This is a genomic window from Pseudophaeobacter sp. 1A09344, assembly GCF_041008745.1.
In the GTDB taxonomy this organism is placed as follows: domain Bacteria; phylum Pseudomonadota; class Alphaproteobacteria; order Rhodobacterales; family Rhodobacteraceae; genus Phycobacter; species Phycobacter gallaeciensis_A.
The window spans coordinates 245,952-270,122 of sequence record NZ_JAXGFS010000005.1; the positions used below are offsets into that span (position 1 = coordinate 245,952).

A 24,171-nucleotide genomic window follows, 5' to 3' on the forward strand; every position below is an offset into this window, starting at 1 on the left:
GGGCAAAGGGCAGGATGCACTTGGGACGATCCGCTGGAGTGATTGCGCTGTTGTGCAGCCTGTCGGCCTGCGCAGAGCAATCGCCGTTCCTGCTGGGCGGCGGTGACGATGCCGTTGCCGGAACCTCCAGCAATTTTGCGCAGACCGAGGGCGAGAACAGCTCCGAGGTGATTTCGGCCCTGATGCAGCGCAAGTCCCTGCTGGAACCCAACAGCGTCTATCGCCGGGTTGGGGATGCCGCGATCGAAGCGTCCTCCCGCGCCTCCGAAGCCGAGTTGATCAGCGCCAAACTGCGCGCCGAGGCAAAATCCAAGAACTGGCTGCCCACCATCGGTCCCTCTGTCAGCCTGACGGACCTTGGCGATCTGGTGGCCGGGATCCTGATCGAACAGATCCTATTCGACAATGGCCGCCGCAAGGCAGAACGCGCCTTTGCCGCCGCCGACGTCGAGGTCGCAGCGGTCAATCTGTCAATCGACATCAACACGCGGGTCCAGACTGCAGTTGGTCTATACTCTGCAGGTCTGCGCGGCGACGAAAAGGCCGCTTATCTGGACCGCGCCATCCGCCAGATGAGCGAGTTCCGCCGCATCGTGAAAGGCCGTGTAGATGGCGGGCTGAACGATCAGTCCGATCTCAACGTGGTGGACAGCAAGATCAGCGGGCTGCGCACGGCGCGGGCCACCGCGCAGGACGCCGCCGCCACCGCGCGGGCCGAGCTTCAGGCCATGACCGGTCAAAGGTTCCCGGAAAAACCTGCCCGTATGGATCTTGGCACCCCGCCGCAACAGACCGCCTTTCTGGACGTGCTGAAAGCCCAAGCCGAAGCCGATCGCGCGATTGCCGAGGCTAAGGCTGGCCGCGCGGGCCTGTTGCCGCAGATCGCTGCTGCCGGGAACGCCACCACCGATGGGTCCGGCGCCGGTCTGACCCTTGATCTGGCGACACCTCTTGGCCTTGGCACGCCTGCCGCGCTTAAGGCGCTCGAAGCCAGCAAGGAAGCCGCCCGCCGCACCATTGGCGAGGCCCAGGAAGACGCCCGCCGCACCTATTCCCGGCAGATGCAGCGTCTTGCCTCATATATCCGGCAAGAAAGCGAAACCGCTGCCCTCGCCCGTGCCAGCCGCGAAACCTATAAGCTGTTCAAATCTCAATACGAAGCCGGTCAGCGCCCGGTGATGGAGGTCGTCTCCATCTACGAAGAGCTGATACGCCGCGAACAGGCACATATCGAAGCCAAATACGAAGTCATCCTGATCCAGTTGGAACTGTCGCGGGATATGGGTCTGTTGGCAGATGGGACTAAAATATGATCAGGTTCCCCGGAAAATTCAGAAGACCCAAGAAGGCGGCCAACGCAGAGCCCCCGGCACAGCCGGTGCCGATCTCCCCTGCTCCGGAGCTGTCTGCATCTCTGTCCCCTCCCCCCTTCACCGCCTCTGCACCGGAGCCGATGACTGTCAGCCCTGCGCTGGAACCGGCAGCCGACCCGCTGCCGCTGCACCCCGTAGACATGCAGATAGCCGCAACCGGCGCCCCTACCCCCGCGCCGTTGGGCGACACTGCTGAAGATGCGCCGCTGCAGCCGGAGATCGCCCCGGGAAATGCCGATGGTGCCGCCGAACAGGCAACCAAAGCACCGGCCGCCGGTGCTGATGAGCGGATCCGGCACCGGGCCGAGTTGATTTCCACGCTTGCCGCCCTCAAAGGCGCCGAAACTCAGACCAGCGATATTGCCAGCTTCCTCTGGCGCGACGGCAAGGGCGACACCTCGCCCAATGTTCTCGCCAAGGCGCTCGGCTCTGCAGGGCTCAAGGCCCGGCTGCAAAAGACGAAGAAAATCACCCCCGGCCTCTGGCCCGCACTGGCGATGATGCAAGGCGGGCAATGCGTTCTGGTCCTGGAGCAGACCGGTCAGATCCTGACCATCTATGACACCAGCTGCCCCGATAACCGCACCGAAGTCCCCATTGGCGACTTCAGCCCCTATTTCACAGGACAGGTTCTGACTGCCCGTGCCTCCGTGTCGCAAATGGCCGCACGCCATACCCCGCAGCTGGAAAACAGCCATTGGTTCTGGGGCGAATTCCCCAAATATCGCCGCCAGGTGGGCGAAATCATGCTTGGCTCGCTGGTGGCCAACGTGCTTGCCGTCTCGGTCGCGTTGTTTTCGCTGCAGGTCTATGACCGCGTCGTGCCGCACCAATCGCATGCAACGCTGTCGGTTCTCGCCATCGGCGCCTTTCTGGCCATCATGCTGGAGGCGCTTCTGAAAGTGGCCCGTGCCCGACTGACGGATACCGCAGGCCGCCAGATCGAACTCTCGGTGCAGCACAGTCTGATGCGCCGGATCATCGGCATGCGCTCGGACAAGAAGCCCCTGCCGCCCTCAGGCCTGTTTGCCGCGATGCGCGATTTCGGCTCGGTCCGTGAATTCTTCACCTCCTCGACCATCTCGACGCTGGCCGACATTCCCTTCATCGCGGTGTTCCTGCTGCTGGTTTCCTCGATCGCAGGGCCGATTGTCTGGGTGATCGTGCTAGGCGGGCTGCTGATGCTGCTGCCGGCCTACTTCATGCAGAAACGCATGATCGCCCTCACCCGTCAGACCCAAGGCGCCAATGCCAAGGCCGGGCGCCTGCTGCACGAGGTGGTGACCGAACTCGACACTCTGAAAACCCAGCGCGGCGAGGACCGGGTTCTGCGGCTCTGGGATGAACTGAACGTGCTGTCCTCCCATTCCTCGACCGAGCAGCGCCGCCTGTCCAGCGCCCTCACCTACTGGTCTCAAGGTGTGCAACAGGCCACCTATATAGTCGCCGTGGTGCTGGGCACGCTGATGGTGTTTGCCGGGGAATTCACCGTTGGCACCATCATCGCCACCGGCATCCTGACCAGCCGCACGCTGGCACCGCTGACGCAGTTTGCCGGCACGCTGGCGCGCTGGAGCAACGTCAAGGCCGCCCTCGAAGGGCTGGAGGCTATCGCCACCGCGCCCCAGGAAAACGACAGCCAGCGCAGCTATCTGCGCCGCGATACCCTCACGGGCCGGTTCGACCTGCGCGAAGTGGTATTCCGCTACGATCCCGATGCCGCCCCGACGCTGGACGTGCCCGCCGTGGCGATCCTGCCCGGCCAACGTGTCGCCATCCTTGGCGTCAACGGCTCCGGCAAATCCACTCTGCTAAAGCTGCTGTCCGGTCTTTACGCACCTGAAAAAGGCCGCGTGATGGTCGATGGCACCGACATCAGCCAGATCGACCCGCGCGATCTGCGCCGCAACATCGGCTATCTCAGCCAGGATGTGCGCCTGATGGCGGGCACCCTGCGCGACAACCTGAACCTTGGCCAGCTGGAACGCGACGACAGCCGCCTGATGGAGGCCCTGGATTTCGCCGGACTCGGCGCCTTTGTGCGCAGCCACCACAAGGGGCTGGATCTGGAAATCGGCGATGGTGGCGGCGGCCTGTCGATCGGCCAACGCCAGTCCATCGGTTGGGCACGCCTGTGGCTGCAAAACCCTGCGGTTGTCCTGCTGGATGAACCGACGGCGGCGCTGGACCAGACGCTGGAGCGCACCATGGTCAGCCGCCTGGAAAGCTGGCTGGAGGGCCGCACAGCAGTCATCGCGACCCACCGGATGCCGATCCTGTCGCTGACCAACCGGACCCTGATCCTGCAGGCCGGGCGCATGGTCGTGGATGGCCCCCGCGATCAGGTACTTGCCCATCTTGCGGCGGGAGATAAGAAATGACAGCCACCAGCCACTTTGACCTGATGGAAAGCTCGCGCAGTTCAAGCCGGATCATTCATCTGGTTGGGGCGGCGCTGGTGATCTTCCTCACCTGGGCGGCCTTTGCCTCGGTCGATGAAATCGTACGCAGTGAAGGCCAGGTCGTATCCTCGTCCCGGGCGCAGATCGTACAGAACCTCGAAGGCGGCATTCTGGGCGAATTGTTCGTCCGCCAGGGCGACGTGGTGCAGGCCGGTCAGGTGCTGGGCAAGCTGCAGGACACAAAATTCCGTGCTGCCGCTGATGAACTGCAGGAGCAGATCGACGCGCTGGAGATCAAGCAATACCGGCTTGAGGCAGAGATGAGTGGCGCTTTTGAGTTCAATGTCCCGGCCCATCTGACCCAGCGCTCTCCTGAGATTCTGGCCTCTGAACGCGCGCTGCTGAAGGCGCGCCAGACGGATTTCAACAGCCGCCGTGAAAGCGCGCATGCCATCATGACCCAGCTGAACGAGGAGCTGGAGAACCTGAAACGTCTCTACAAGACCAACATCGTGGCCCTGACTGAGGTCAACAAGGCGCAGAAATCGGCCACCGATGCCGCGGCCAAATACAATGAAATCGGCACCCAGAACGAGCTGGACCTGGCCGAGGAATACTCCGAAGCCCTGCGTAAGCTGGCCTCGCTACGCCAGGAGCTGCGTCTGGCGCAGGACCAGCTGAACCGGACCATCATCACCGCGCCGATGTCGGGCATCGTCAACAGCCTGGCTGTAACCACCATCGGCGGCGTAGTGCGCCCCGGTGAAGAGATTTTCGAGATCATCCCGCTGGGTGAAGAGCTGTTCGTCGAAGCCCGTGTGAACCCCAAGGACATCGCCAGCGTGCAACCCGGCCAGGACGCCACGATCAAACTGTCGGCCTATGACTATACGATCTATGGCGCGCTGAAGGGGAAAGTGGATTTTGTTTCGGCGGATACCTTCGAGGATGATCGCAACCCGCGGGCAGAACCGTTTTACCGGGTGACTGTACGGGTCGACAGATCCGGCTTCACCCAACGCCAGCAATCCATCGAGATCCGCCCCGGCATGCGCGCAACGGCAGAACTTCAGACCGGCTCCAAGACGGTGCTGAATTACCTTCTCAAACCGCTCTACAAATCACGTGAAGCGTTTCGCGAGCCCTAAGATTGCGGCGCCTTTGCCGCGCATATCTGTATGGATCTAATATTTCGGGACCATCTGTCCCATAGGTGACCTACCTTGGCCGGTCTTCCCTCTGCGCAAGTGCCGACCTCGTTCTGCAGGCGGGCATACGCGAAATTTCTTTTCGCGCGCAGGCACGGATTCCGGATCAACCGGCCCGTTGCATCAATGTCCGCAGCGTGCCGTCCAGAACCGAGCCGAGGGACACCCGTCTGGATCCGATGGCCGCCTTTGATGAAATCACCGACACCAGTCGTGGCGCGTGACCTGCGGTAACCTCGAACACCGGAGAGCCTGAAGCGCCGTAATCAACCCGGCAGGACATCACCAACGTCTGGTGCTGTTTCGCCAGCACCTGGCATCCACGCTCAAGATTGGGTCTGGTCGCCCGGGTATGCGAATAGGACAGAACCCCGACCACATCCCCCCGGTCGGCATGCCACGACAGGTCCAGAGGCCGGATTTCGCGGGCACTGATCGGGTTATTGAGCCGCAGCACCGCCAGATCGCTGCCGATCTGCGCCACGCCGCCGTTGCCGGTCCGGTAACCCGGATGCAGAACCGCCTTGGTTACAGTTCGCGACGCCTTCACCCGTTGTCCGTTCAGGCCAGCTTCAAACTTGATTGTCCTGGGGTCTACCCTGCGCCCTGTTGACGGATCGAACAGGCAATGGGCCGCCGTCAGCACAAGGTTATTCGCAATCAGGGATCCGGTGCACATATTTCGCCCGGCAATATTGAGACGGCCTACGGCCTCCCAGCCCGGCATCGAATTGACGCTTGGACGAAGCTCATCGGCTTCGGCGCCGCCGGACAGCCCGAAAGACAGGCAGACCGCCGCTATCGCAGCTCTTAGTCTCATTGTCATCCACTCCACTTTCCACACCTGCATCCTGTTGGAGGCCTGCGGCTGGAATGCGGCTCAATCTTGCGTGGACTGGACGAAATGATGGACAGAATATGACGCGGTAAACAAACCCTTAACCCCCCGGCTTTTCCCTCTTCAGCATGAACAATTCCTTTGGAAAAGCCTAACAAAGCTTGCGGATTGTCCGAAAATTTTAGTCAAACGCCCAAAAAATATGAGTGAATTCTTCGTCTATAGGGCGTGAAATAGGGGGGTGAGGGGAAACTTCTTGTCAATAAAGTCGCGAATCCGGGGGTGAATCGCGGGGAATGTGGCGAATCTTGGCCCGCTTCCACCCCGTTTAACGGGCCGGGTTCAGGCGGTCGTGCCACGCCCCCGCCGCATTGCGTTAAGATATCGCAACATGGACCGGCGGGAGGCGCTGCAGGGAAAAATCAACCGAGGCGTGCACCAGTCTGCGGGTCGAACAGCACCGCCCGCTCCAGGCTGATGGCAAAGTCCATGGTGCCCTCAAGGATCATGGCGTAGCCTGAGGTCCCGCGCGCCAGCACTTCCTTCCCGTTCCAGGTCAGAACACAAAGCGTGTCTGCGCCGGTCGCCTCGGTCACGTCGATCTCGCAGGGCACCACCTGCCCCGAGGCTGCAATGGAGGACTGGGTGATCATCTCGGGGCGCAGCCCCAGAACCAGTTTCTGCCCCATCCGTCCCTCAAGCTGTGCGGCATGGGCGGAAAGGTCCAGGACAACGGTCTGATCCACCCCTTCTGCCCGCACGGTGATTTCCGCCACCGGACCGCGATCCGAAGGCTGCGGCACCACCTCGATGAAGTTCATCGGCGGCGATCCGACCAACCCGGCCACGAACATATTCGCGGGCTGCTCGTAGATTTCCGCAGGGCTGGCCAGCTGCTGTACCTCACCATCCTTAAGAATGGCGATCCGGTCCGCCAGGGTCAGCGCCTCGATCTGGTCGTGGGTAACATAGACCATGGTGGCATTGAGCCGCTTGTGCAGGCGCTTGATCTCGGTGCGCATCTCAAGTCGCAGCTTGGCATCCAGATTGCTGAGCGGTTCATCAAACAGAAACACCTCGGGATCGCGTACCAGCGCCCGGCCCATGGCCACCCGCTGCCGCTGACCGCCGGACAATTGGCCAGGTTTGCGGTCCAGCAGGTGATCCATCTGCAGCATCTTCGCGACCTCCAACACCCGCTCCTTGCGCTCAGCCTTGGGCATTCCGCGCATCTCAAGTCCAAAGGCGATGTTCTGTGCCACCGTCATGGTCGGGTAAAGCGCGTAGGACTGGAACACCATGGCGATGTCGCGGTCCTTGGGGTGCACATCGTTGACCACGCGCCCGCCGATGCTGATTTCGCCCTCAGTCACGCTTTCCAGCCCGGCGATCATGTTGAGCAGCGTGGATTTCCCGCAGCCCGAGGCACCAAGCAGCACAAGAAACTCTCCATCCTGAAGATCGATCGACACGCCTTTCAGGACTTCGACCGTGCCGTACCGCTTGACCGCGTTGTTGATTGTCAGAGACGCCATGTGACTATCCTCATCCTTTGACCGAGCCAGCGGTAAGTCCGCGCACGAAGTAGCGGCCCGCGACGATATATACGAAAAGCGTGGGAGCTGCGGTGATCAGCGCCGCCGCCATGTCCACATTGTATTGTTTGACCCCGGTGGTGGTGTTCACCAGGTTGTTCAGCGCCACGGTGACGGGCTGTGCGCCGCCGGTGGTAAAGCTGGCCCCGAACAGGAAGTCGTTCCAGATCTGGGTGAATTGCCAGATGACCGAGACCACGATGATCGGCGGCGACAGCGGCAGAATGATCCGCCAGAAGATGGTGAAGAACCCGGCGCCGTCGATGGTGGCCGCACGCACCAGCTCATCCGGGATGGTGACATAATAATTGCGGAAGAACAGCGTGGTGAAGGCCAGGCCATAGACCGAATGCACCAGGATCAGCCCGTAGACCGTGTTGGTGATGCCAAGCCGTCCCAACGTCTGCGCCATCGGCAGGATCACCACCTGAAACGGTACGAAACAGCCGAACAGGATCAGGGCAAACACCAGATTGGCGCCGCGAAAGCGGAACTTGGTCAGGGCAAATCCGGTCAGCGCCCCCAAGAGGGTCGAAATCGCCACCGCAGGTAGGGCCATCCGCACGGAGTTCCAGAAATAGGGTTCAAGCCCGGTGCATTCGACGCCGATGCAAGCCTCGCTCCAGGCGTGGCGCCAAGCGGTAAAGTTCAGCTCGTGCGGCAGGGCCAGCAGTGATCCGCTGCGGATCTCTTCCAGCTCTTTCATCGAGGTACCAACCACCACATAGGCAGGCAGCAGAAACCAGACGGCGAACAGGATCAGCACGGCCCAGAGAAGCCCTCGCAGCAGCATCTGCTGGCCGGGCCGCGCCGTGGACAGGCTCAGGTGATCAGACATGTTTTTTGCCTCGCAGCTCGGAGTAGAGATAGGGCACCATGATCGCGGCAACCGTTGCCAGCATCACCATGGCCGAAGCCGCGCCGACCCCGATCTCGTTGCGGCGGAATGTCATTTCGTACATGAAGTTGGCCGGAAGTGTGGAGGCGTAGCCCGGCCCGCCGCCGGTCAGCGACACTACCAGATCGAAGCTCTTGATCGCCAGATGCGCCAGGATCACCACCGCGCTCATGAAAACAGGGCGCATCGAGGGCAGTATGATGCGCAGGTAGATCTGCCAGGGAGAAGCGCCATCAAGGCTGGCCGCCTTGATGATGTCCTGATCGACGCTGCGTAGGGCAGACAGGAACAGGGCCATCACGAAACCGGCGCTTTGCCAGACGGCGGCCATTACCAGCGCGTAGACCGCAAGGTTCTCATCGACGATCCAGCCGAACCGGAAACTCTCCCAGCCCCAACTGCGCACCACGGTTTCCAGCCCCAGCGAGGGGTTCATGATCCATTTCCAGGCAGTACCGGTGATGATGAAGGAAATCGCCATCGGATACAGGTAGATCGTGCGGATGAACCCTTCGGCGCGGATTTTCTGGTCCAGCAATACCGCCAGAAGGCAGCCGATGACGATGGCCGCGATGATGAAAAGGGCGCCAAAAACGAACAGGTTGTCGATGGCCACCGACCAGCGGTCCATCTGGAACAGCCGTTCGTACTGGCGGACCCCGGTCAGGGTATAATTCGGCAGCATCTTCGATTTGGTCAGCGACATATAGCCGGTCCAAAGGATGAAGCCGTAGACAAAGAACAGGATCGCCGCAAACCCCGGCGCCACAACAATCTGCGGCAAGAGGCGTGCCAAACGGTCCATCACAGTGGCAGAGGGACGGGTCACAACGGAATTCTTTCGCTAGACTGCGGGAGGTGACGCTGCGCGGCCCAGTTTTGTCGGGGCCGCGCAGCAGATCATGCAGCGCAGTGGCTTACATCGCCAGCTTGATGGATTTCACCAGCTTTTCGGTCGCCTCGGTTGAGGACATGTCCGAATTGAAATGCGCGGTCACCACGTCGATGAAGGCACCGCGGATGGCGCCGGCCTGCGCAATTTCATGCGCCATAGAGCCCATCAGCGTGCCGCCTTCGGCCGCCGAGACCATGTCGTCCATGGATTTGATCGCGCAGGCATCGAATTCGCCACGCGGCACATCGGTGCGGGCCGGGATCGATCCTTTGTAGAGGTTGAAGGTCTCTTGGAAGTCGGTGCCGAGGATCAGCTCGGCCAGCAGCGCCTGCCCTTCGACGTTGTCATCACCGCTGACGTTGAACATGGCAAAGCTGTCCGAGTTCAGAAGGTAACCGCCATCGGACGGGGTCGACGCGCAGATGTAATCCTTGCCCGGTTCCAGACCCGCCGCGGCGAATTCGCCCTTGGCCCAGTCGCCCATGATCTGCATCGCAGCCTCGCCGCGCATCACCATGGCTGTCGCTAGGTTCCAGTCGCGGCCCGGGAAATCGGGGTCCACGTAACCGCGCATCTTGCGCATCTGGTCGAACACCTTGACCATCGTGTCCGATCCCAGCGCCTCCATATCGAGATCAACCAGCGCCTTTTGGTAGAAATCAATGCCGCCGACGCCCAGAACCACGGTTTCGAAGACCGTCGCATCCTGCCAGGGTTGACCGCCATGGGCCAGCGGGATGATCCCAGCAGCCTTCAGCTTTTCTGCGGTCTCGTTGAATTCATCCCAGGTCTTGGGCACATCGGCGCCGACCTTGGCCAGAACCTCGGGGTTGGCCCAGATCCAGTCGACCCGGTGCACGTTGACCGGAACGGCCACGTACTGACCATCATATTTGACGATGTTCTGGATGGTTTCGGGCAGCACCTTGTCCCAGTTCTGCGCTTCGGCAACAGCGTTGAGATCGCCAAGCGCGCCTGCCTCGGCCCATTCCTGAATGTTCGGGCCCTTGATCTGCACCGCAGCCGGGGGATCACCCGCCAGCACGCGGGCGCGCAGCACTGCAGCCTGCGCATCGCCGCCACCGCCAGCGACCGGCGCGTCGACCCAGGTGCCACCGCGCGCCTTGAAAGCTTCCTGAAGCGCCTGAACCGCCTTTGCCTCACCACCGGATGTCCAGTAATGCAGCACCTCGGCCTTGGGTTCAGCCATCGCGGGCGCGGCAACGGTCACGGCCAGCATCGAAACAGCGCCCAAAAGCGCCTTTGCAACTGTTTTCATAATTTCCTCCCAGATCGTGCCTGTCTCCTCAGGCACCTGATGGGTCACTCTACCGGACCTTGTGCCCGCGCGGTCCATTCAATTTGTTGCGATTTGTTGCGTTCTTCCACACAGTCAGGACCGATACGATACAAACTGTTACATACCCTGCCGTTGGCCCCGCTATGATGATGGTTCCAACATACGACCAAGGATACCCTGCCCCGTGCCCCGCGTGCATATTGTCGAAGACGACAGCGAGATTTCCGATCTTCTGTCCACCTATCTGTCAGGCCGCGGTTTTGACTGTCGCGTCTCTGCCTCCGCCGAAGCCGCGCAAGAACTGGCGCCGCAGGAGTTCGACATCTACGTGATCGATGTCATGCTGCCGGGGCAGGACGGGCTGTCGCTGTGCCGCTGGCTGCGCGAACGATCAGAGGTGCCGGTGATCATCCTTTCGGCCATAAAAGGCGACACCGAACGCATCATCGGGCTGGAACTGGGCGCAGACGACTATCTGGAAAAGCCTTTCAATCCCCGCGAACTTCTGGCGCGGATGAACGCGCTGCTGAGGCGCAGCAAGGGACCCGGCGAGCGTAGCATGCTCACGGGACAGGTGCGGTTCTCCGGCTGGATGCTGGATTGCGCGCGGCAGAAGCTGCACAGCCCCGCGGGCATGCTGGTGCCGCTCAGCTCAACCGAGTACCAACTGATCACGGCGCTGATTTCCGCCCTGCCCGATCCGGTGTCGCGCGATGTGATCGGCCGCGACATCTTTGGTGTCGAGCTTGGCCCCGAGGACCGGCGTGTCGATATCCTGATCAGCCGCTTGCGCAAGAAACTCTCGGCCGCCGCGCCGGACGCGGATTTCATCAAGACCGTGCGCAACCGGGGTTATCAGTTCTCGGCGCCGGTCAGCGGCTGACGGATGCGGCTCCGCTCCCTCCTGATCCAGGGTCTGGGGCAATTGCCCGGATCGCTGGCCCAGCGCCTGCCGCTGTTGGTGGCGCTGTCCTTTGTGGCCGGGATCGTGGTGGCGGGCTGGACCTCTTACCGCATCTTTGACCGCCGCTCTGCGCTGCTGATCGCCGAAACCTCGGGGCCTGCGATGCTGCAGATCCTGCGGCAGGCAAGTGGGTCCGATGGTGCAGCGTCGGGCAGGTTGCCGCCCTATGAATGGCAGCGCACGCCCAGCGGCTTTACCGCCGAGGCCGCCCATACGGTGCCGCTGATCCTGATCCTCGACGGTCGCCGCCTGCGTGCCGCAGCTGTGTTCGACACGCCGCCGAAACTGCCGGACATTCTGCGCGCCGCCAGTGAACCGCAATCGCCAGAACGGCGTCTGGGCGACCTCTCGCGCGCGATCACCCGCCAGGACAGCGGCGCCACCCTGTCGCTGTTCCAATCTGACGGAACGGTGCTGTCGATTGCCGCCCCCAGCCTGTGGCGTCCGCGTCTGGAAGAAACAAAGGTCGCGCTGATCGGGCTTGCGGGTTTCCTCTTGGGCATGGCCGCCATCATCCCGCTGGCGCTGAACCTTGCGGCGCCCTTCCGGCTTTTGGCCCGGCGCGATCCAGCAAAGCTGCCGCCACTGGCGTCAAGCGAGGCCATTCAGGTACGCGACCGCATTGATCTGCTGAAGGAACGCTTTGCCGAGGAGCAGGCCCAGAAGGTGCGCGGACTGGCGGCGATTTCGCACGATCTGCGCACGCCCGTCACCCGGTTGCGCTTGCGCAGCGAACTCTTGGAGGATGAAGAGCTGCACCAGCGCTTCAGCGCCGATCTGGACGAGATTTCCGGAATCATCGACGGTGCCCTTGATCTGCTGAGCATCCGCCACCAAAGCGAACAGAGCCACCAGTTCGCCTTGGCGAGCCTCGTCGAAAGCCTGGTGGATGATTATCGCGACACCGGGCGCGCGGTGCGGTTTCTGGGCCAGCCGCCCCTGCGCCTGCCAGGGGTTCCCACCGTCTTTGGCCGCAGTGCTCCGGTAGACATATACACCGGCGGGCAAAGCCTGATGCAGGGGCAGCCGGACAAGCTGCGCCGCGCGCTCAGCAATCTGATCGACAACGGGCTGACCTATGGCACCGAGGTCTCGGTGTCGATATCCGGTGCCGGATCCGAGGCGCTTGATGTCATTGTCGAGGATGACGGACCGGGCATCCCGCCGGACCGGATTGCCGCCATGCTGCGGCCTTTTTCGCGCGGGCATATCGGCGGTGGCGGCGTTGGGCTGGGGCTGGCGATTGCTCAGGAAATCGCCGAGCTGCACAATGGCGAGCTCTTCGTCGAGAATACCCGGACCGGGCTAAAGGCAACCCTGCGACTAATGCGGGGACCAGTCCTGCCAGAGTGACATCAGGCGGCTGGCAGGTGTTGCAGGTCCCGCCTCTTCAGGGACTGGCGTGCCAGATCTCCATACCCGGTGCGAACATATCCGCGGCCCTCTTCGCCGGTAAGACCGTGCACGGCGGCCAGTTCAGGGAAGAGATAGAGCAGTTCGCGCAGATCCTCGGCAGAGAGCCCGCGGATCGCTTCGGGGCCAGGCCAGAAGGTTTCGGTCGCGATGCCTTCGGCAAAGATCACCTCGTGCCGCTCGGTCATCAAGTGCACATAGGTGACCGGTCCCGTCACCTCTGAGAGCTGGCCGCAATTCTCGTCGACCTCTGCCAGCAATTTCGCCGACAGAAAACTTTCGCCAAACGGTGTCTCCTGGCCAAAGGTGCGGCGGTTGACCAGCAGGCGATGTTGCGGCGACAACAGCATCGGTCGCTCTGGCCGCAGCAAGCCATCCGGGCGCAGGCAATAAGGGCGCAGCTCCGGTCGCAGCGCCAGCTCGGCCGGGCTCAACTCGCGTTTACCGACCCAGATCACCGGCTGAAAACCGTTGTCGGCGGTCTGCAGCAAATCCCCCACCCGGATCCGCCCGGCAGGCACAGCGCCGCGGCTGGTGGCCAGCAGGACCTCTGGCGTGAAACAGGGAATGCCCGCAGACATCAGCTGGGCATGGGATGAGATATCCCCGGGGGCAACGCCGCTCAGCACCAGTTTCTCACCGCCCGGGAAAGACAAAAGCGCGTTGCCGAACCCATCGTCCGTGACGGTGACATCAATCGTGCGAATGGCCCCATCCGGCCCGGTGCCACCGGTCAGTTCCGAAACATCAAGCTGGTCGTTGAAGAACGAGTCGCTGTCATCGTCCCCCATGTCGAAGTCGCCAATGGTATCGACGCCGCCCGAGGTGGTCAGCACCATCTGGTCATAGCCGGCGCCGCTGGTGATGGAATCATCCCCGGCACCCATCTTGATGGTGTCATCGCCCGCGCCGGAATCGATCTTCACGCCGCTAGCATCCGCCGAAGCATCAACCACATCGGCCTGATCCGTCAGGGTCAGCGCTTCGATCTCGGAAAAGGTAATCGTGTCGGCGCCGTCGGTAATCGTCCCGGCTTCATTGCCAGTGTAGGTAACCGAAACGCCCGTAGTGACAGCCGACATATCGACTGTGTCGTAGTCAACCCCGGCTTCGCCGCCCGTGAGGGTGTCATTGCCAAAGCCGTCGGACATCTGAAAGACATCCGCATCGGCCTCACCGAACATCAGGTCATCCCCGGCGCCACCTACAAGCAGGTCGTTGTGGTTGCCACCGTACATCGTGTCGTTGCCGTCGCCGCCTTCCAGCGTATCGTTGCCATCGGTTGCAACAATGCTGTCGTTGCCGACGCCGCCGACAAGACTGTCATCCCCGGCCGAGTTCTTGAGCGTATCGTCGCCCTCGCCGCCGATCAGCGTGTCATTGCCAAGACCCGTGGTCAGGTAGTCGTTGCCAAGACCGCCTTCGATGTAGTCGTCGCCATCACCACCCGCGATCGTATCCGCGCCATCGCCACCGATCAGCGTGTCGTTGCCGGTGCCGCCATCCATGGAATCGTCACCGGTACCACCGTCAAGGCTGTCGTTGTCATTGCCACCGTAAAGGGTGTCGTTGCCCTCTCCGCCTTCCAAGGTATCGTTGCCATCGGTCGCAACGATGCTATCGTTGCCAACGCCGCCGACAAGGCTGTCATCCCCGGCCGAGTTCTTAAGCGTGTCATCGCCTTCGCCACCGATCAGCGTGTCATTGCCGATCCCGGTGGTCATGTAATCGTTGCCAAGGCCACCTTCGATGTAGTCGTCGCCATCGCCACCGGCCAGCGTATCCGCACCATCCCCGCCGATCAGAGTGTCGTTGCCGATCCCACCTTCCATGAAATCGTTGCCAGCCCCGCCATCAAGGCTGTCATGACCTTCCTCCCCGAACAGGGAGTCATCCCCACCCTGGCCAAAGACCACATCGTTACCATCACCTGCCAGAACCGTGTCATTGCCTTGTTCGATGGTGGTGACGACGGCATCGTCGATCACATCACCCGATAGTGTGAAACCGGCCAGGCCGTCGCGCGTTTGCAGGGTGAACTCGATCGAGGAACGGTCTTCGAAGCCGGCCGAGAACCAGGCGTCCTGATCGGTGTAATCGTTCAGCTCAGTCCCGGTCGCGGTGACCATATTTCCGTCGATCGAGGTGTTGAGCGAGGAATCCGCCGACACCCCGAAGGAGGTGAAGCTGTTGCCATCAATGATGACCGCCTCTGCATCGCCCGCGTAGCTGTTGTCATCCACATCGTTGAATGTCGCAGTCGAATTCAGGTAGATCGGGTCGCCGGTAACCGGGTCAAAGAATTCCAGGCGGAAGGTCGCCCGGTCGCCCGGCTGATCACCGTCCAGCAAGACCTCTGCGCCCTCTGCATAGCCGAATTCGACCCACATGTTCGGGTTGGATTTCTCGACCAGAACCAACCTTCCCCAGACCGTGCTGCCGTCCTCCAGGGTTGCGATATCGCTGAAAACGGCGTTGTCGCCAGAAGAACCGGTCCAGCCATCGTGAGACACGCTTTGAAGGTTGCTGAGCTTCAGCTCCAACGGGCTGGCATCGATACCCTGGTCGAAACCGTCGCCCATGTCGCCAAAGATAATATCGTCGCCGCCACCGCCGTCGATGACATCATCACCCTCTTCACCGGCAACCGTATCATCACCGAGATCGGCACTCATCGTGTCATCGCCGGTGGTGCCGCCCATGTGGTCGTTACCCTTACCGCCGGTAAGGGATGCAACGAGGTCGGATAACCAGTCTGGTTCAGCCATGGTGTTTTCTCATTCTCATGCGGTTCGGGTCAGAGGCAGTACAGGAAACGGTTTACAAAGGTCCGCAGTAGCACCAGCGGCAACATCTACAGACATGTCGGTAAAAAAACGTAAATCAGCGCCAAGGTCTTTGTATTCGGCTCAGTATCCATCGGCACTGCGTAGGGGCAGATCCGGCTCATCACAGGTTCTGAGATGCCGCTTGCGGCGCTTCCCCGAAATACACACCCCGACAGCCTGCGCAGCTGCCGGGGTGTCTCGCTTTAACAAGGCTCGCATCGCCAAGCCGACGCTCAGGCGGCTTGCTGTTCCGCGTCCGAAGTGCCCGCAAAACGCTGTAACAGGTCGGTCAGACGCGAGGATTCGCTCTGCATTTTCTGGCTTGCCCCGATCGTTTCGTGGACCATGGCCGCGTTCTGCTGCGTGACCTGATCCAGCTGTGCAACGCCGACGTTGATCTCCTGCAGGCCCGAGGCCTGTTCAGTTGCAGAGGAGGCGATGGAGGACACCAGCTCGGAAACCTCGGTGACGCTCTTGACGATCTCGCTTAGCGTATCACCGGTTGCCTCTACCAGGCGTTCGCCCTCTGCAACCTGTTTGGCGCTGCTGCCGACGAGTTCCTTGATATCATTGGCCGATTTGGCCGCCAGATGGGCTAGGCCGCGCACCTCGGAGGCGACAACAGCGAAACCGCGGCCCGCTTCACCCGCCCGCGCAGCCTCGACGCCAGCGTTGAGCGCAAGCAGGCTGGTCTGGAAGGCAATATCGTCGATGACGGTGATGATCTTGGTGATGCTTTCCGAGGTTTCTGCGATCGAGCTCATCGCCGCCTTGGCCTCCTGCATGACCTGACCACCGCTTTCGGCGCGGGTGCGCCCGGCCTTGGCCTGCTGATCAGCAGCCTGTGCCTGTTCTGCAGCCGATTGTACGCTGGCCGACAGCTGCTCCAACGCGGCAGCGGATTCTTCCAGAGTAGCGGCTTGGGTTTCGGCACGCTGCGACATTTCATCGGACATCGAGGACAGGCTGCGGGCGTTTTGATCCACAGCGCCGGCACTGATCCGCAATTCCTCGACAAGATCGCCCAGCGCCGAGGCTAGATCGTTGAAGTCGATGCACAGCATTTCATAACTTTCACCCAGATCGACCCAGTCCCCGGAGGGGATGCGCTGCTGCATGTCACCCCCCTTCAGTCGCGCCATCGACGAACTGAGGATCTGGAACAATTCCACCCGGCGTGCATTCTCGTGCTGGTTTTTCTGCTCGGTCACCTGCGCTTCGGCAAGCCGGTCACGCAGCCCCGCAAGATTGCGGGCAATCTCCCCGACTTCATCGCCGCGATGGGTATCCGCGATTTCGCTGCTGTAATCCTCGTCCATCAGCCGCTTCACCGCACGAGCGGCTTCGACGATGGGACGACTAAGAAGCACACCGAACACCAGCGCCATGATCAGAGCACCGGCCATGGCGGCAACACTGATACCGAGCTGCAAAAGCCGACTGCGCTCAATCAGTTGAGTGATTTCGGCTTCGACCGCCTGTGTGCGCTCACCCATCGTGTCTTGCAGGCCATTCACGGTATCACGCAGGAGGGCAATGGCCGGAACGATCTCGGCATAGGCCAGATCCCGCCGTTCTTCGGGTGCAGCCCGTTCAAGAGCCGCGGTCGTTGCGGCAAAGCTGTCCAAGGTCGGCGTCAGAGTCATCACGGTCTTGAAGACATCCGGTTGCCGTGCGCTGGCGATGGAAACATCGACGAAACGACCTTTGGCGGCTTCGACTTCGGCAACGACCTCTTCGATGTTGCCGCGCAGACCGGCCAGACCGGCATTATCGCCGCCGGTATAGGCCAGAAGATCAGCCAGCCCCTGTTCGATATCTTCTTTCATGTCGTCCAGGCTTTTCAGCTGAGCGACCACGAGGCGGGATTGATAGATGCTTTCGGTGAGACGGTTACTTACGAGCCAGGATGTCACGGCGATGGCCGCAAGCATGGCAACAAAGGTGCCGCCCAACAAGAAAACCTGAGTGCGCAGAGAGAAACGGTGCATAGTTACTTACCTATTTGGAGCCTTCACAGAGCGCTCATAGCCGTGCTGTTGCAGGACAACACACGCCCTGGAGATCTTCACGCTAGGTAAAATTAATGTATATCCGGTTACCCCCGCCCCTCTGGAAAGGTGAAACAAAAGGAAAACAGGTTCAATTTTCCGCATTCATTCCGTTTTCTGAGCAACCGGACGCCCCCCCATCAATGGCCAAGAATTTGGTTGAGGAAACCCTGGGTCCGTTGGTGTTGTGGCGCAGAAAAAAACAGCTCTGGCGTGTTTTCCTCGATTATTTTTCCCTCATCCATGAAGATCACCCGATCCGCCACCTGCCGGGCAAATCCCATTTCATGGGTTACGCAAACCATGGTCATTCCGGTTTCTGCCAGCTCGATCATGGTGTCCAGAACTTCCTTAATGACCTCAGGGTCCAAGGCCGACGTCGGCTCATCAAAAAGCATCACGCGGGGCCGCATGCACAGGGCCCGGGCGATGGCCACCCGCTGCTGCTGACCACCGGACAATTGCCCCGGATATTTCTCTGCCTGGTTCTCGATATGCACCTTTGCCAGAAAACTGCGGGCAGTGGCCTCGGCCTCTTCTTGCGACAGGCCCCTCACGGACATTGGCGCCAGAATGCAGTTTTCCAGGATCGTCATATGCGGGAACAGGTTGAAGTGCTGAAAACACATACCAACCTCGGACCGCACCTGCCCGATGTTCTTCAAATCCGAGGTCAGCTCGGTGCCATCGACGACAATCTGCCCTTCCTGATGGGCCTCCAGCCGATTGATGCAGCGGATCAGCGTGGATTTACCCGATCCTGATGGCCCAGCGATGACGATCCGCTCACCCTTCTTCACCGTCAGGTCGATCCCCCGTAACACGTGAAAGTCGCCATACCATTTGTTGAGACCGGAAATCTGGATCACGGCCTCTTCGCCCGTCTCAATCTGTGCCGGATTGGTCAGTGTCGGATTGGTCATGCTCTGCCTCTGAAAAGCCTTTGAAGTACGGCGCGCGCTGTGGCGCCGGTGGTTCATTCTGTGTCCGCCTCACGGCCCGATACCCGCAGGTAGCTATCCTCCCCGGCCAGCACGAAACGCATCAGCAAGAGCTCCACATCCGCGCTCCTGCGGCTCTTGAAAGTCTCCAGCATGCGGCGGTGAAAGGCGACCAGTACCCGGTGCGCCTGGGTGTCGCGCAGGGTTGCCATGCGGACCGCCTGTATCTGCACCATGTAGCGCTGGATCGTGTCGCGCAGCTCGGCATTCGGAACCGCCATGACCCAGGTCCGCCGGATATCCTCGGAGGCGCGGTAGAGCGCCTCTATGTCTCCTGTCTCAAGCGTGCTTTCAGACAGGGTAACAGCCTGCTGCATCCGCTCGAAATCATCAGCCGTCAGCTCGTGCGTGGCGAGCGCAGCAGCCCGGGGCTCCAACAGGCGTCGCAATTCAAAGATTTCCAGAATCTGTCGCGGCTCCAGCGTTGGCAGAGTGAAGCCCCGGGTGGTGCTTGCCAGATAGCCCTCGTGCGTCAACCGCATCAGGGCATCGCGCACCGGCATCCGCGACACCTCGAACTCCGCTGCAATGGCGGTATCCACCAGACGGTCATCGGGGGTCAGCTCACCGCGCTGAATGCGCCCCAGATAGGCATCATAGATCACATCCTTCATGTGCCGCTTGGGTGTATCCGACATGTGCGCCCCTACTTTCGTATACAGAAACAACAAACTAACCCCTTTATACACAGCCATATAAGGCCTGAAAAGGTTTATGCTTAAAATAAAAGCTTGAAGCCGTATACTGATTCTGACTACCGTAGACGATAAGCGCGGAGCCCAATCAACCGCGCAGCTTGCTTCAACAAGGGGTTTCCCATGACTTTCAGAACTCGAATGCTTACCGGACTGGCCGCAGCGGCCATGGTCGCGGTATCCGGCCTTGCGGCAACCGCGCAGGAGACACTCAAGATCGGCTCTTACCCGGCCAACCCGCCTTGGGAGTACAAGAACGAAGACGGCAAGTTCGAAGGCTTCGAGGTCGACATCATCAACGAAATCGCCTCTCGCATCGGCGCCGAAGCCGAGATCAGCGGTCTGGACTTCCGGGCGCTTTTCGTCGCTACCGCATCGCGCCGGGTGGACGCGGTGATTTCCTCGCTCACCATCACCAACGAACGGCTTGAGGCGCAATCGTTCACCCAGCCTTATTTTTCCGGCGCTCTGGGTGTGGGGACCAAGGACGGCGCAGGCATCGCCAGCGTTGCGGACCTTGGCGGCAAGCGGGTCGGATCCATCGCGACCTCCTTCCCTGAAAACTGGCTGAAAGAGCGCGAAGGTGAAATCGGCTATGCGTCCTATTCCAGCTACGACAGCACGGCCAATATGCTGACGGATCTGCGCAGCGGCCGTATCGACGCGGCCGTCAATGACATCGTCGGCCTGCGCTATGCCTTCAATCAGGAACACATGACCGGCCTGTCCATTGCGGCCGAGATCCCGACCGGCGACAAATTCGCCATCATGATGCCCAAGGGATCGGAACGCCTTAAGGCCTTCAACGACGCGATTTCAGAGATGAAGACCGATGGCACCATGGCGAAGCTTTACGAGAAATGGTTCCACGTTGCGCCCAAGGCCGACAGCCTGACCGTGACCCCACTGCCGGTCCCGACCTCGGCAGATTAAACGTTGGGCGCAGCGGGGGATGGGATCGACTACCCACGCTGCGCCTGCCGGGCCAACCCTTTGGTCCGACGTCCTACAGACAGCAGAGTATCACATGGAAATTTTCGATATCTTCTTCAATCTGGACGTGATGCAGCGCGCCTTTCCCATCCTGATGCGCGGCCTGCTGAACACGCTGCTTCTGGGCGCTTCCGCGATCGTGGTGGGGGGCAGCCTTGGCGTGCTGATCTGTCTGGTCCGGCTTTATGCCGCGAAACCCTTCCGGCTGCTGGCCACCTTTTACATCGACCTGTTGCGCGCGATCCCCGTGCTGGTGGTGCTGATCCTCGTCTACTACGCCCTGCCCTTTGCCGGGATCGTCTTTTCTTCTTTCGTCGCGGCCACCATCGCCCTGTCACTGGTGCTGGCCGCCTATACCGCCGAGGTGGTGCGCGCGGGCATCGAAGCGGTGCCAAAGGGCCAGTTCGAAGCCTCCGAGGCGCTTGGCCTTTCGTTTCTCACCACCATGCGCAAGGTCGTGCTGCCGCAGGCCTTTCGCATGATGATCCCGCCGCTGGCGTCATATTGTGTTGCCATCATCAAGGACACCTCGCTGGCCTCGGTGGTGGCGATGGATGACCTGCTGAAACAGGCAACCGATGCGCAGGCGCTGTTTGCCAACCCGACCCCGCTGTTGCTGGCTGCGGCCATCTATGCCGCGTTCCTGTGGCCCCTGGTCCGCTTCACCAGCTGGCTCGAACAGCACTATAAACGTGGCTACCGCTAATCCCCGGCTGAGCCATCCCAATCCCGGCGCCCCCGGCGCCCAATCCCATTCCACGGAGAAGACCATGTCCGCAGTTTCCGGCGGCGGCGACGCCTACCTGTTGTATCATTCCATCGGCCACTACCCCGAAAAAGAGGCCGACCTGTCCCGCGGGCTGACTGATTTTGCCCAGACCTGGGCCGCCTTCGACGACGGACAATGGGGCGAGATCCTGCACAAGCGCCAGCAGTTCATCGACCTTTGGGAACAACTGATCAAGGCGCCGCAAGGCACCCTTACCACGTCCGAGAACGTGACCGCCGCACTGATGTCGGTGATCGGTGCCCTGCCTGCCGAAACACTGAAAGGCAAAAAGGTCCTGGTGGCCGAGGATGGCTTTCCGTCGCTGCATTTCCTGCTCAGCGGTCTTTCGGAGCGTTACGAGTTCGACCTGCAGACCGTTGCCATGCGGCAAGGCGCCCATTGGGTCGAGGATGACGATATTCTGGCCGAATGGGACGAAAACGTCGGTCTGGCCCTGCTCACCTGGATCAGCTCCACCAGTTCACACCGCAGCGACATTGAACGTCTGGCTGCCCATGGCCGCAAGATGGGCAGCCTGATCGGCGTCGATATCACCCAAGGCGCCGGATTGCTGCCTTATGACGTGGCCAAACCCAAGGCCGATTTCGTGATTTCTACCAGCCTCAAATGGCTCTGTGGCACGCCAGGTGCCGGTATTATCTACGTGGATGAGGGCCTGCTGCCACAGTGTGAGCCGGACCTGCGTGGATGGTTTTCGCAGGACAACCCGTTCTCCTGGGCACTGGATGCCTTTTCCTTTGCCCCAGATGCGCGCCGGTTCGACAATGGTACCCCCTCCTGCCTGCCTGCCATCGCCAGCCTGCCCGCGCTGCAATGGCGGATGCAGCAGGACGATGCGGCGTTCGTGGCCCACAACCGTGCCCTGTCGCAGCAGCTATGCGACGGGCTCACCTCTTTTGGCCTGAGACTTGCCAGCCCGCTGGATCCGGACAAGCGTGGTGGCAGCCTGATGGTCTCTCTGCCGCAGGATACCCCGGCGCCGGAGGTGCTGGAGCAGCTACGTGCCCAGCAGATCTATATGGATGCACGCGGTCAGATCCTGCGCATGTCACCGGGAACCATCACCACCGAAGCAGGCGTTTCGCGTGCCCTGGAGGCGCTTGGCAGCCTGCTGGCAAAGGCCGCCTGACACCACACATGCCTTACCGCCACCGCGTCTACGGATGCGGTGGTGGCCCGGGTCCGCCCTGTCAGGTTGGAAACCCGTAATCCTGAACGATCTTCCAGATGGTGCTGTTGACGTCCTGAAGCGTAACGATCGTGCGCTCGATCTCTTCGATCGCGCGATCATCGACATCATTTGTCTGCCCGATCTTCAGCCGGTCCTTGCGATCGGAAATGCGCATCAGGATCGTACGCGCCGTACCGGCGTCCTTGTCAAAGGAATAGATGCAGTGGTTATAGCGGTTGCGCAAAGCGGACTGCCGCATCATCAGCTTGCTCGCCTCCAGCACCCGGCGTCGCAATTCCGGGTCGCAGCGTTCCAGCTTCACCAGCCGTTCAACCAGTTCGACCCGGGCGCGGGTGGTATTCAGCGTCAGAAAGATGATCAGCGCCGCCTCGGTATCCGTGCCGGTCAGCCCCGCAATCAGGTGGATGAAAAGGCTTTCGGTATTGGTCCAGGTGTAGTTGAGGCGACCGATCAACATCAGCAACTGAGAAAAGTTCTGATCGGCCGCCAGGGTCATCCGGTCCTAGCCTCACTAAAGTATAGCCCGGCAGCCTCGGTCCGATTCCGCACGCCCAGCTTCTTCATGATATTGTGCATGTGCAGTTTCACCGTGTGCTCCGAAACCGCAAGATCGGCCGCGATCAGCTTGTTCTGCTTGCCCCGCGCCACAAGACGCAGGATCTCGTTCTCGCGCGGAGTGAGGTTCGCGTCGGCGCAGCGGCAGCCGCCGGTGACTTGCTCGCTCACCCGGGAAGATGCCTGAGGCCGCACCTTGGCCAATAGCGCGTTCGGAACGCAGCCCTGATCAAGAATCAGCAACCGCAGCATCGACAGCCAGCAATCAAGCTGCAGGTTCATCGGCAGGAACCCAAAACGGCCTAGCTCCTGCCGTCCGCGCACGTGCCGGTAGAACTCGGCCGCGACATCATCGTCGTGATAGGCCAGAACCACCCGTTTTGGAGCCAGCAGTTTGACGGCCTCAAGGCCCTTTTCGATATCCTCTTCGATGACCTCCTGCTCGACAAGCGCAAGGGAGGTTGGACCGGGAACAGTCATGCCCTCGGAATGTTCGAGAATCTTCAACTGGTCGATGCTCTTCAGCCGAATGAGCTGAACACCCGCATATTCCTGCTTGATCACACGGGCACATTGTTCGGACAGGGTCGCCCCCCCGCCTAGGATCGTAATAGACTTTACACTCATAACACTACTCCACAACCCATCGAGGTCGGGACCGACTGCTCAACAGTCCGGCTTCAAATGTTGCAATATTTTTACATCGGGTGTCTGTCGCAATCCTCAACAGCAAGGGTGCGGTTTTTGTCGCCGGTAATGTCAGCTTCCCCCATCGGGATGGCCCCCCGGCGCTGTTAGGCGCGACCACCTCTGCATAAACATTACACAAATCGAACCAAGAGGTGAAATTCTAATTTATATTAATCTTTAGACTTAACGCGAAGCCACCTGCCCCGGGGCGAGCGCCCTGCATCAGGAAAATCTTAACGTTATATTAACTAACATTTTTTCAGTCGACGCGACGCTGACCATCCTCTTGACAGCCGCTGACCTGGGTCCTTTGCGGAAAGGGCTTGCTTCTGCTGAAATAGACCGAATCGGTAGTAGCCCCCTGCCCGACTTTCCGAATCCCACTACAAACTTTGCCCATTTGTTCTAAACGGAAAGAAACCACGCCGGTTCGAGCATTAATATTTCATCCAGCTATTTTTTCACCCGGTCCACGCGCACTCTGGTCCAG

The 24,171-nt window shown here is 60.8% G+C and carries 19 protein-coding genes; 8 read left to right on the plus strand and 11 right to left on the minus strand.

Annotation, left to right across the window (positions count from 1 at the left end; translation table 11 throughout):
* The first annotated feature begins 14 nt into the window (after nucleotides 1-14).
* The 3 genes from SM765_RS11180 (at nucleotide 15) to SM765_RS11190 (ending at nucleotide 4,923) form a co-directional block, all read left to right on the plus strand.
* Nucleotides 15-1,313 (plus strand): TolC family protein, encoded by a 1,299-nt coding sequence (locus SM765_RS11180; protein ID WP_274830193.1) that lies wholly within the window; start codon nucleotides 15-17, stop codon nucleotides 1,311-1,313.
* Between the two features lie 140 nt (nucleotides 1,314-1,453).
* Nucleotides 1,454-3,754, plus strand: a complete 2,301-nt coding sequence (locus tag SM765_RS11185; protein WP_274837820.1) for an ATP-binding cassette domain-containing protein — start codon at nucleotides 1,454-1,456, stop codon at nucleotides 3,752-3,754.
* Nucleotides 3,751-4,923 (plus strand): HlyD family type I secretion periplasmic adaptor subunit, encoded by a 1,173-nt coding sequence (locus tag SM765_RS11190; protein ID WP_065272830.1) that lies wholly within the window; start codon nucleotides 3,751-3,753, stop codon nucleotides 4,921-4,923. Before SM765_RS11185 ends, SM765_RS11190 begins: the two co-directional genes overlap by 4 nt.
* 166 nt (nucleotides 4,924-5,089) lie before the next feature.
* Here SM765_RS11190 and SM765_RS11195 read toward each other — a convergent pair whose 3' ends face one another.
* From SM765_RS11195 to SM765_RS11215, 5 genes are all read right to left on the minus strand, one after another.
* Nucleotides 5,090-5,803 carry a trypsin-like serine peptidase gene (locus SM765_RS11195; RefSeq protein WP_274835107.1) on the minus strand — a complete coding sequence of 238 codons (714 nt, stop codon included), beginning with the start codon at nucleotides 5,801-5,803 and terminating at the stop codon, nucleotides 5,090-5,092.
* A 440-nt stretch (nucleotides 5,804-6,243) separates the two neighbouring features.
* The gene (locus tag SM765_RS11200; RefSeq protein WP_274835108.1) at nucleotides 6,244-7,356 is read right to left on the minus strand and encodes an ABC transporter ATP-binding protein; all 1,113 of its coding nucleotides are present in this window, start codon (nucleotides 7,354-7,356) and stop codon (nucleotides 6,244-6,246) included.
* Nucleotides 7,357-7,366: 10 nt separating this feature from the next.
* Nucleotides 7,367-8,254, minus strand: coding sequence for a carbohydrate ABC transporter permease (locus SM765_RS11205; RefSeq protein ID WP_274830197.1), 888 nt, complete (start codon nucleotides 8,252-8,254; stop codon nucleotides 7,367-7,369).
* A complete protein-coding gene (locus SM765_RS11210) occupies nucleotides 8,247-9,119 on the minus strand; it encodes a carbohydrate ABC transporter permease (protein WP_065272826.1) in 873 nt (290 codons plus the stop codon). The genes SM765_RS11205 and SM765_RS11210 overlap by 8 nt, the downstream gene beginning before the upstream one ends.
* Nucleotides 9,120-9,231: 112 nt before the next feature.
* Nucleotides 9,232-10,488: an ABC transporter substrate-binding protein gene (locus SM765_RS11215; protein WP_274832860.1), complete on the minus strand. Its 1,257-nt coding sequence runs from the start codon at nucleotides 10,486-10,488 to the stop codon at nucleotides 9,232-9,234.
* A 205-nt stretch (nucleotides 10,489-10,693) separates the two neighbouring features.
* On the opposite strand from SM765_RS11215, the gene SM765_RS11220 reads away from it, so the two are divergent.
* The gene (locus tag SM765_RS11220) at nucleotides 10,694-11,392 is read left to right on the plus strand and encodes a response regulator transcription factor (protein ID WP_165832690.1); all 699 of its coding nucleotides are present in this window, start codon (nucleotides 10,694-10,696) and stop codon (nucleotides 11,390-11,392) included.
* A gap of 3 nt (nucleotides 11,393-11,395) precedes the next feature.
* Nucleotides 11,396-12,826, plus strand: coding sequence for a sensor histidine kinase (locus SM765_RS11225; protein WP_274837821.1), 1,431 nt, complete (start codon nucleotides 11,396-11,398; stop codon nucleotides 12,824-12,826).
* 2 nt (nucleotides 12,827-12,828) lie between these two features.
* Here SM765_RS11225 and SM765_RS11230 read toward each other — a convergent pair whose 3' ends face one another.
* The 4 genes from SM765_RS11230 to SM765_RS11245 form a co-directional block, all read right to left on the minus strand.
* Nucleotides 12,829-15,654 carry a Hint domain-containing protein gene (locus SM765_RS11230; RefSeq protein ID WP_274837822.1) on the minus strand — a complete coding sequence of 942 codons (2,826 nt, stop codon included), beginning with the start codon at nucleotides 15,652-15,654 and terminating at the stop codon, nucleotides 12,829-12,831.
* Between the two features lie 293 nt (nucleotides 15,655-15,947).
* Nucleotides 15,948-17,705, minus strand: a complete 1,758-nt coding sequence (locus tag SM765_RS11235; RefSeq protein WP_274832856.1) for a methyl-accepting chemotaxis protein — start codon at nucleotides 17,703-17,705, stop codon at nucleotides 15,948-15,950.
* 200 nt (nucleotides 17,706-17,905) lie between these two features.
* A complete protein-coding gene (locus tag SM765_RS11240) occupies nucleotides 17,906-18,688 on the minus strand; it encodes an amino acid ABC transporter ATP-binding protein (RefSeq protein ID WP_274837823.1) in 783 nt (260 codons plus the stop codon).
* Between the two features lie 53 nt (nucleotides 18,689-18,741).
* Nucleotides 18,742-19,404, minus strand: coding sequence for a GntR family transcriptional regulator (locus tag SM765_RS11245; protein WP_065272820.1), 663 nt, complete (start codon nucleotides 19,402-19,404; stop codon nucleotides 18,742-18,744).
* Between the two features lie 180 nt (nucleotides 19,405-19,584).
* Between SM765_RS11245 and SM765_RS11250 the strand changes: the two genes are divergently transcribed.
* The 3 genes from SM765_RS11250 to SM765_RS11260 all read left to right on the plus strand — a co-directional run bounded on the left by SM765_RS11250 (nucleotide 19,585) and on the right by SM765_RS11260 (nucleotide 22,373).
* Nucleotides 19,585-20,394: an ABC transporter substrate-binding protein gene (locus SM765_RS11250; protein ID WP_274837824.1), complete on the plus strand. Its 810-nt coding sequence runs from the start codon at nucleotides 19,585-19,587 to the stop codon at nucleotides 20,392-20,394.
* Between the two features lie 94 nt (nucleotides 20,395-20,488).
* The gene (locus tag SM765_RS11255; RefSeq protein WP_065272818.1) at nucleotides 20,489-21,160 is read left to right on the plus strand and encodes an amino acid ABC transporter permease; all 672 of its coding nucleotides are present in this window, start codon (nucleotides 20,489-20,491) and stop codon (nucleotides 21,158-21,160) included.
* A gap of 64 nt (nucleotides 21,161-21,224) precedes the next feature.
* A complete protein-coding gene (locus SM765_RS11260) occupies nucleotides 21,225-22,373 on the plus strand; it encodes an aminotransferase class V-fold PLP-dependent enzyme (protein WP_274837825.1) in 1,149 nt (382 codons plus the stop codon).
* 61 nt (nucleotides 22,374-22,434) lie between these two features.
* On the opposite strand, the gene SM765_RS11265 is transcribed toward SM765_RS11260, so the two are convergent.
* Together SM765_RS11265 and SM765_RS11270 are read right to left on the minus strand one after the other, a co-directional pair.
* A complete protein-coding gene (locus SM765_RS11265) occupies nucleotides 22,435-22,932 on the minus strand; it encodes a hypothetical protein (RefSeq protein ID WP_274837826.1) in 498 nt (165 codons plus the stop codon).
* On the minus strand, nucleotides 22,929-23,618 hold the full coding sequence (locus SM765_RS11270; protein WP_082996106.1) for a helix-turn-helix transcriptional regulator: 690 nt from the start codon (nucleotides 23,616-23,618) through the stop codon (nucleotides 22,929-22,931). Before SM765_RS11270 ends, SM765_RS11265 begins: the two co-directional genes overlap by 4 nt.
* Nucleotides 23,619-24,171: the final 553 nt, after the last annotated feature.

Bases quoted from the DNA above. Each gene is read 5' to 3' on its own strand.
- SM765_RS11205 (WP_274830197.1), bottom strand. From the start codon at position 8,254: ATGTCTGATCACCTGAGCCTGTCCACGGCGCGGCCCGGCCAGCAGATG.
- SM765_RS11235 (WP_274832856.1), bottom strand. From the start codon at position 17,705: ATGCACCGTTTCTCTCTGCGCACTCAGGTTTTCTTGTTGGGCGGCACC.
- SM765_RS11240 (WP_274837823.1), bottom strand. From the start codon at position 18,688: ATGACCAATCCGACACTGACCAATCCGGCACAGATTGAGACGGGCGAA.
- SM765_RS11180 (WP_274830193.1), top strand. From the start codon at position 15: ATGCACTTGGGACGATCCGCTGGAGTGATTGCGCTGTTGTGCAGCCTG.
- SM765_RS11230 (WP_274837822.1), bottom strand. From the start codon at position 15,654: ATGGCTGAACCAGACTGGTTATCCGACCTCGTTGCATCCCTTACCGGC.
- SM765_RS11185 (WP_274837820.1), top strand. From the start codon at position 1,454: ATGACTGTCAGCCCTGCGCTGGAACCGGCAGCCGACCCGCTGCCGCTG.
- SM765_RS11210 (WP_065272826.1), bottom strand. From the start codon at position 9,119: ATGGACCGTTTGGCACGCCTCTTGCCGCAGATTGTTGTGGCGCCGGGG.
- SM765_RS11190 (WP_065272830.1), top strand. From the start codon at position 3,751: ATGACAGCCACCAGCCACTTTGACCTGATGGAAAGCTCGCGCAGTTCA.
- SM765_RS11250 (WP_274837824.1), top strand. From the start codon at position 19,585: ATGACTTTCAGAACTCGAATGCTTACCGGACTGGCCGCAGCGGCCATG.
- SM765_RS11265 (WP_274837826.1), bottom strand. From the start codon at position 22,932: ATGACCCTGGCGGCCGATCAGAACTTTTCTCAGTTGCTGATGTTGATC.
- SM765_RS11270 (WP_082996106.1), bottom strand. From the start codon at position 23,618: ATGAGTGTAAAGTCTATTACGATCCTAGGCGGGGGGGCGACCCTGTCC.
- SM765_RS11195 (WP_274835107.1), bottom strand. From the start codon at position 5,803: ATGAGACTAAGAGCTGCGATAGCGGCGGTCTGCCTGTCTTTCGGGCTG.
- SM765_RS11255 (WP_065272818.1), top strand. From the start codon at position 20,489: ATGGAAATTTTCGATATCTTCTTCAATCTGGACGTGATGCAGCGCGCC.
- SM765_RS11260 (WP_274837825.1), top strand. From the start codon at position 21,225: ATGTCCGCAGTTTCCGGCGGCGGCGACGCCTACCTGTTGTATCATTCC.
- SM765_RS11215 (WP_274832860.1), bottom strand. From the start codon at position 10,488: ATGAAAACAGTTGCAAAGGCGCTTTTGGGCGCTGTTTCGATGCTGGCC.
- SM765_RS11245 (WP_065272820.1), bottom strand. From the start codon at position 19,404: ATGTCGGATACACCCAAGCGGCACATGAAGGATGTGATCTATGATGCC.
- SM765_RS11200 (WP_274835108.1), bottom strand. From the start codon at position 7,356: ATGGCGTCTCTGACAATCAACAACGCGGTCAAGCGGTACGGCACGGTC.
- SM765_RS11225 (WP_274837821.1), top strand. From the start codon at position 11,396: ATGCGGCTCCGCTCCCTCCTGATCCAGGGTCTGGGGCAATTGCCCGGA.